The sequence below is a fragment of the Sphingopyxis sp. LC363 genome, from assembly GCF_000756385.1.
In the GTDB taxonomy this organism is placed as follows: Bacteria; Pseudomonadota; Alphaproteobacteria; order Sphingomonadales; family Sphingomonadaceae; genus Sphingopyxis.
The window spans coordinates 1-5863 of the sequence record NZ_JNFC01000061.1 but is presented as its reverse complement, the minus strand read 5'-3'; the positions used below and the strand labels follow the sequence as shown (position 1 = coordinate 5863).

General features: G+C 67.7%; 6 protein-coding genes. 2 read left to right on the top strand and 4 right to left on the bottom strand.

What is annotated here, in order from left to right:
• Window positions 1-86: 86 nt before the first annotated feature.
• The 4 genes from FG95_RS17645 to FG95_RS17630 form a co-directional block, all read right to left on the bottom strand.
• A complete protein-coding gene (locus FG95_RS17645; RefSeq protein WP_037557558.1) occupies window positions 87-1877 on the bottom strand; it encodes a DEAD/DEAH box helicase in 1791 nt (596 codons plus the stop codon).
• A gap of 148 nt (window positions 1878-2025) precedes the next feature.
• Complete coding sequence (locus tag FG95_RS17640; RefSeq protein ID WP_037557557.1) at window positions 2026-3198, bottom strand: NAD(P)/FAD-dependent oxidoreductase; 1173 nt, start codon at window positions 3196-3198, stop codon at window positions 2026-2028.
• Between the two features lie 145 nt (window positions 3199-3343).
• Window positions 3344-3523 (bottom strand): hypothetical protein, encoded by a 180-nt coding sequence (locus FG95_RS17635; RefSeq protein ID WP_037557556.1) that lies wholly within the window; start codon window positions 3521-3523, stop codon window positions 3344-3346.
• Window positions 3520-3996, bottom strand: a complete 477-nt coding sequence (locus FG95_RS17630; RefSeq protein ID WP_037557555.1) for a GreA/GreB family elongation factor — start codon at window positions 3994-3996, stop codon at window positions 3520-3522. Before FG95_RS17630 ends, FG95_RS17635 begins: the two co-directional genes overlap by 4 nt.
• Before the next feature lie 119 nt (window positions 3997-4115).
• On the opposite strand from FG95_RS17630, the gene FG95_RS17625 reads away from it, so the two are divergent.
• Window positions 4116-4865 (top strand): head GIN domain-containing protein, encoded by a 750-nt coding sequence (locus FG95_RS17625; RefSeq protein ID WP_037557554.1) that lies wholly within the window; start codon window positions 4116-4118, stop codon window positions 4863-4865.
• Window positions 4866-5080: 215 nt separating this feature from the next.
• Complete coding sequence (locus tag FG95_RS17620) at window positions 5081-5803, top strand: head GIN domain-containing protein (RefSeq protein WP_152567703.1); 723 nt, start codon at window positions 5081-5083, stop codon at window positions 5801-5803.
• Window positions 5804-5863: the final 60 nt, after the last annotated feature.

Genomic DNA, 5863 nt, shown 5'->3' with positions numbered 1-5863 from the left:
GCGACACCCCCTCCCCTTCAGGGGAGGGGTTTGGGGTGGGGGTTATCGAGGTGGCGCAAGGCCGATAGCCCCCACCCCGTTCGACTTTACTTCGACGGGCGGCGCGGGCTGCGCTGACCATAAGGCTTGGGCTTGTAGCGCTCATTCCTGTCGCGCGGACCGGCGTGGGCGCGCGGTGCTGCGTCGCGCGGTCCCCGATGGCCGCCTTTATCGCGGCGCGGCGGATAGGTCGGGCCGTCGGGCGCGGGGGTGATCGACACGCCGCTGTCGTCCTCGCCGTCCTGGTTCGCGGTGCGCACCACGGCTTCGGCGAAGCGGTCGGCTATCGCGCGCGGTATATTGAACATCGTTTCCTTGGGCCCGATGCGGATCGCGCCGATCTCGTTCTTGCTCACATGGCCGCGGCGGCAGAGCAGGGGCAGGATCCAGCGCGGATCGGCATTCTGGTGACGGCCGATGTTGAGGCGGAACCAGACGCTGTCCTCGAAGCCGTCGCGGCGGTCGCCGCCGCCGCCGCGTTCAGGGCGTTCAAAGCGCTCGCCGCGTTCGGGACGCTCGCGGCCGCGCGGGCCGTTGTCGAGCAGATCCTCGGGCGGCGGCATCAGCGCGCGGTGCGCGCGGGCGAGCGACGCGGCGATGTCCTCGGGGCTGCGCTCGGCCATCAGCCGCGCGGCGAGTTCCAGATCCTCGGGCTCATGCTCGACGGGTGCGAGCAGCTTTTCGATCAGCCGTTCCTGATCCTTTTGGCGGACGTCGGCGGCGGTCGGCGCGTCCATCCATTCGGCGTTGATCCGCGCGCCGCGCAGCATGCCGTCGACGCGGCGGCGGCGCGGATAGGGGACGATGATGACCGCGGTGCCCTTTTTGCCCGCGCGGCCGGTGCGGCCCGAACGGTGCTGAAGCGTTTCGGCATCGCGCGGAATTTCGACGTGAATGACGAGGCTGAGCGTCGGCAGGTCGATGCCGCGCGCGGCGACATCGGTCGCGACGCAGACTCTGGCCCGGCGGTCGCGCAGTGCCTGCAGCGCGTGGTTGCGCTCGTTCTGGCTATGCTCGCCCGACAGCGCGACGGCGGCGAAGCCGCGCTCGATCAGGCTCGCGTGCAGCCGGCGGACATTGTCGCGCGTCGCGCAGAACAGCATCGCGGTTTCGGCTTCGTGCAGGCGCAGCAGGTTGATCACCGCGCCTTCGATGTCGGCGGGGGCGACGGTCACTGCCTGGTAGGCGATGTCGCCATGGCCGCGGTCTTCGCCGACGGTCGAGATGCGCAGCGCATCGCGCTGGTAACGCTTGGCGAGCTGGACGATCGGCTTCGGAAGCGTCGCCGAGAAGAGAAGCGTGCGGCGCGTATCGGGGGTGCCGTCGAGGATTTCCTCGAGATCGTCACGGAACCCCATGTCGAGCATTTCGTCGGCCTCGTCGAGCACCGCGACGCGCAGCGCTTCGAGGTCGAGCGCACCGCGTTCGAGATGGTCGCGCAGGCGCCCGGGGGTGCCGACGACGATATGCACGCCCTGGTTGAGGTTGCGGCGCTCGCGGCTCGCATCCATGCCGCCGACGCAGGTCGCGATGCGCGCGCCGGCCTTGGCATAAAGCCAGCCGAGTTCGCGGCTGACCTGCAGCGCGAGTTCGCGCGTCGGCGCGACGATCAGCGCGAGCGGCGCGGTCGCGAAGGGCAGGCGGCCCTCTTCAAGCAGTTCCCCCGCCATCGCAAGGCCGAAGGCGACGGTCTTGCCCGAGCCGGTCTGGGCGGAGACGAGCAGGTCGCGGCCTTTGGCTTCGGCCTCGGTGACTTGCGTCTGAACGGGGGTGAGCGCTTCATAGCCGCGCGCGGTGAGGGCGTCCGCAAGGACGGGCGAGAGATGTTCGAAAGGCATTTTGTTCTTCTTATCCTGGACGGCAAAGGCGCCGTGGTTTCGTTCTTCGCCGCCCGGGATTCGGCTCGGGTCTATCGCCTGAGTCCGAACAATCGGGTCGTGGATGCTGAAACCGGTTCAGCATGACGAGGAAATATGTGGGTTTTTCCTAAAGGGCCTGACCCGCCGCGTATCCGCTGGCCCAGGCCCATTGAAAATTATAGCCGCCCAGCCACCCGGTGACGTCCACGGCTTCGCCGACCGCATACAGGCCGGGAACGCTTTTGGCCATCATTGTTTGCGACGACAGATTTGCGGTCGAAATTCCCCCGACGGTGACCTCGGCCTTCGCGAAACCCTCGGTGCCGTTGGGGTGGAACGGCCAGCGCTTGAGGCGCGCGCCGGCCCCGGCGAGCTTGCGGTCGGTCAGTGCGCCGAGTTCGCAGGAAAGCGCGAGGCGGTCGGCGAGCGTCTGTGCGAGACGGTCGGGGAGGGGGAGCGTAGAGGCGAGCGTCGCCCGCGGCCGCGCGCGCTTGGCTTCGATGAGCCAGTCGGGCGCTGCATCGGGAAGGAAATCGATCGTCACCGGCTCGCCGTGCCGCCAATAGCTGCTCACTTGAAGGATCGCGGGGCCCGAAAGGCCCTTGTGCGTGAAGAGCGCGGCTTCGCGGAAGCTCGCCTTGCCCGCGCGCGCTTCGACCGGGGTCGCGACCCCCGACAGGTCGCGGAACAGCACATCGTCGCCGCCGAGCGTCAGCGGGACGAGCGCGGGGCGCGGCTCGACGACCTTCAGCCCGAACTGGCGCGCGAGGTCATAGGCGAAGCCGCTCGCGCCCATTTTCGGGATCGACGGCCCGCCGGTCGCGATGACGAGGTTGGCGGCGGTGAAGGGCTGGTCGCCGAAACGCACGCGGAAGCCGGCCTCACCGTGCGTCACCTCGCGAACCGGCTGGCCGCAGCGCACATCGACCCCGCCCTTCGCGCATTCCTCCAGCAGCATCGCGACGACCTGCTTCGCCGATCCGTCGCAAAAGAGCTGGCCGAGCGTCTTTTCGTGATGCGCGATCCCGTAGGCGTTCACCAGCTCGATGAAATCGGCGGCGGTGTAGCGCGCGAGCGCCGACTTGGCGAAATGCGGATTCGCCGAGATATAGCGATCGGGCGCGGTGTGGACGTTGGTGAAATTGCACCGTCCGCCGCCCGAGATCAGAATCTTCTTGCCCACCTGCTCGGCATGATCGAGCAGCAGGACGCGCCGCCCCCTTTGCCCCGCGACCGCGGCGCACATCAGCCCGGCCGCGCCGGCACCCAGCACGATGGCGTCATAATCATGGGTGGTCATGCCGGTTGAATCGTCATCCCGGCGAAGGGCGTCCAGAGGCACGTGACTCTGGGCGCGATCTCGACCTCGCCTTCCAATGCAACGGCGAGATTCCGGCCTTCGCCGGAATGACGGACAAGGGGAGTAGGCTTTTCGGTCACGGCGTTCAGTGCAGCTTCGCGATCGACAGGCCGTCGGCCTTGGCGCGGACCTTCACCGATTCCTCGCTGCGGGTCAGCGCCTTGGCGATCGCTTTCAGCGCCATGCCCTTTTTCGCGAGCGTGTGGAGCTTGTCGATCTCGGCGGCGGTCCACGGCTGTTTGTGGCGTTCGAACCTGTCCTTCATGCCAAAATCTCCGGATCGGCGGCGGCGGCGAGAATCTCGATCGCATCGTCGCGCCCCTGAAATGCGACCATGTCGCCTGCCTCGGCGCCCATCAAGGCGCGGCCGAGCGGCGCGGTGAAGGCGATGCGGCCCGCGGCGGGATCGGCCTCGTCATGGCCGACGATCGTGACCGCGCGTTCGGCGCCGCCCAGCGCATAGCGGACGCGGCTGCCGATGTCGACGACATCGTCGCCGGGCGCCGCCTGCACCTCGGCGGTCGCCTGACGCGTATGGAGATAGCGCAGCCGGCGCTGCAATTTCTTGCGCGCGTCATCGCCGGTTTCGGCGGCGATCGCGGTTTCGAGGCGCGCCACCTCCTCGCCGAGCAGGCGGAGGCCGCGCGGGGTCACGAGATTGGGACCGACCGGAATCGGCCATTCGAACTCGGGCTCTTTATGTTCGTCGTCGCTCTCGCGGCGAAAGGCTACGCTCATCGTCTCTTTCCTGAAGGATTTGCGCCTCTGGGCCACGAAGGTGGCGACAAGATGGCGGCTTGCACTGGACAGGCCGTGCTCCTGTGTGTTATACAAACAATACACGAAGGAGATTTTCGATGCGTAACTGGACGATGGCGGCGCTGCCGCTGGCTCTCGCGATGACCGTCACGGCGTGCAGCGCCGAGGTGACGAGCGACGGCAAGGACGGGCGGCGCACGGTCGATGCGGGGCCGGTGACGACGCAGAGCTTCGACCTCACGGGCTTCACCGGCGTCAAGGTCGCGGGTCCCGACGATGTCACCATTCGCCGCGGCGACGCCTTTTCGATCAGCGCCAAGGGGCCGAAAGCCATCATCGACGAGCTCGAAATCGAACTCGACGGCGACATGCTGTCGATCGGGCGCAAGAATTCGGATTTCAGCTTCCGCGGCGGCGACAATGATGTCGACATCGCGATCATCATGCCGGCGCTCCGCGAGGTGCGGCTGACCGGGTCGGGCGAGATCGACGCCGATGCGGTCGACGGCGATGCGGTCGAGGCGGTGGTCACCGGTTCGGGCGACCTCAAGGTGGGGACGCTGAACGGCAAGAGCGCGAAGGTCGCCGTGTCGGGTTCGGGCGATATCGAAATCGGCGGCGGAACGATCGGATCGGGCGATTTCGGGGTCACCGGATCGGGCAATATCGCGGCGGGCGGGCTCGCGGCGACGACGCTCGACGTGTCGATCGCCGGATCGGGCGACGTCGACGCCAAAGCGAGCGGCAGCGCCGACATCGCGATCCTCGGATCGGGCGATGCGACGATCGGCGGCGGCGGCAAATGTTCGACGCGCACGATGGGTTCGGGCACCGCGACCTGCAACTAGGGTCAGGACCCATTAATTCCGCGATTTCGACGTCCCTGCGGGATTTGACCGATTTTGCCCATGGCTTCGTCGAAAAGCCTTGAAATATATTCATATTCCTTCGCCTTTCCTCCTCGCCCTGAGCAAAATCGCTTCAAACCTCGAACGTGGAATTAATGGGTCCTGACCCTAGGGCACCTATGGTGCTGCCGGCCCGAAAAGGTTAGGGCAGCAGCATGACCAGCACCCTGTCCTGTATCGCAAGGGGCGCCGCCGTCGCGGTGGCCGCTCTTTCGTTCGCCGGTTCCGCGTCTGCGGCCGAGAAGCGCTTCGGCCTCACCAGTTTCGAGACGATCGAGGTGAATGCCGACGTCGCGGTCGAGGTGGTGACGCGCGCGCCGGTCAGCGCGGTGGCGACGGGGCCGCAGGACGCGCTCGACCGGCTGAGCCTCGAAAGCCGCGACGGCCGGCTGGTGATCAGTCAGCGCCAGTTCGCGGGCGATGAAAAGCGGCGGCGGCCGCATGGGCCGGTGACGGTCCGCGTCAACGCCGCCCATCTGAACAGCGCGACGCTCGCCGGGGCCGGCTCGCTCCGCATCGACCAACTCAAGGGGCAGCGCGCGATGGTCGGCCTGCGCGGTCCCGGGCAATTGACCGTCGGCGCGATCGCGGCCGACCGGCTGCAGGTGGCGATGATTGGCAATGGCACGATGACGCTCGGCGGCGCCGCCAAGACCGCGCGGATGACCCTGTCGGGCGCGGGGGCGGTCGATGCCGGCGCGCTGGAGGTGGGCGAACTGATCAGCGACAGCGAGGGCGCGGGCGATCACATCCTCCACGCGGTCAAGAGCGCCGCGGTCACAGCGCGCGGGATCGGCAAGGTGGTCGTGCTCGGGCGGCCGGTGTGCACGGTGCGCAATGTCGGCAGCGGATCGGTGACCTGCGGGGCGGGGAAATAGGTTCGATTGGAGGGCCGGTTGCGACCGGTAGCGGACATATCTCTCCCCTCCCTTTTAGGG

What these genes read in the sequence shown, in the direction of transcription:
- FG95_RS17645 (WP_037557558.1), bottom strand. Translation starts at nt 1,877, where the DNA reads ATGCCTTTCGAACATCTCTCGCCCGTCCTTGCGGACGCCCTCACCGCG.
- FG95_RS17640 (WP_037557557.1), bottom strand. Translation starts at nt 3,198, where the DNA reads ATGACCACCCATGATTATGACGCCATCGTGCTGGGTGCCGGCGCGGCC.
- FG95_RS17635 (WP_037557556.1), bottom strand. Translation starts at nt 3,523, where the DNA reads ATGAAGGACAGGTTCGAACGCCACAAACAGCCGTGGACCGCCGCCGAG.
- FG95_RS17630 (WP_037557555.1), bottom strand. Translation starts at nt 3,996, where the DNA reads ATGAGCGTAGCCTTTCGCCGCGAGAGCGACGACGAACATAAAGAGCCC.
- FG95_RS17625 (WP_037557554.1), top strand. Translation starts at nt 4,116, where the DNA reads ATGCGTAACTGGACGATGGCGGCGCTGCCGCTGGCTCTCGCGATGACC.
- FG95_RS17620 (WP_152567703.1), top strand. Translation starts at nt 5,081, where the DNA reads ATGACCAGCACCCTGTCCTGTATCGCAAGGGGCGCCGCCGTCGCGGTG.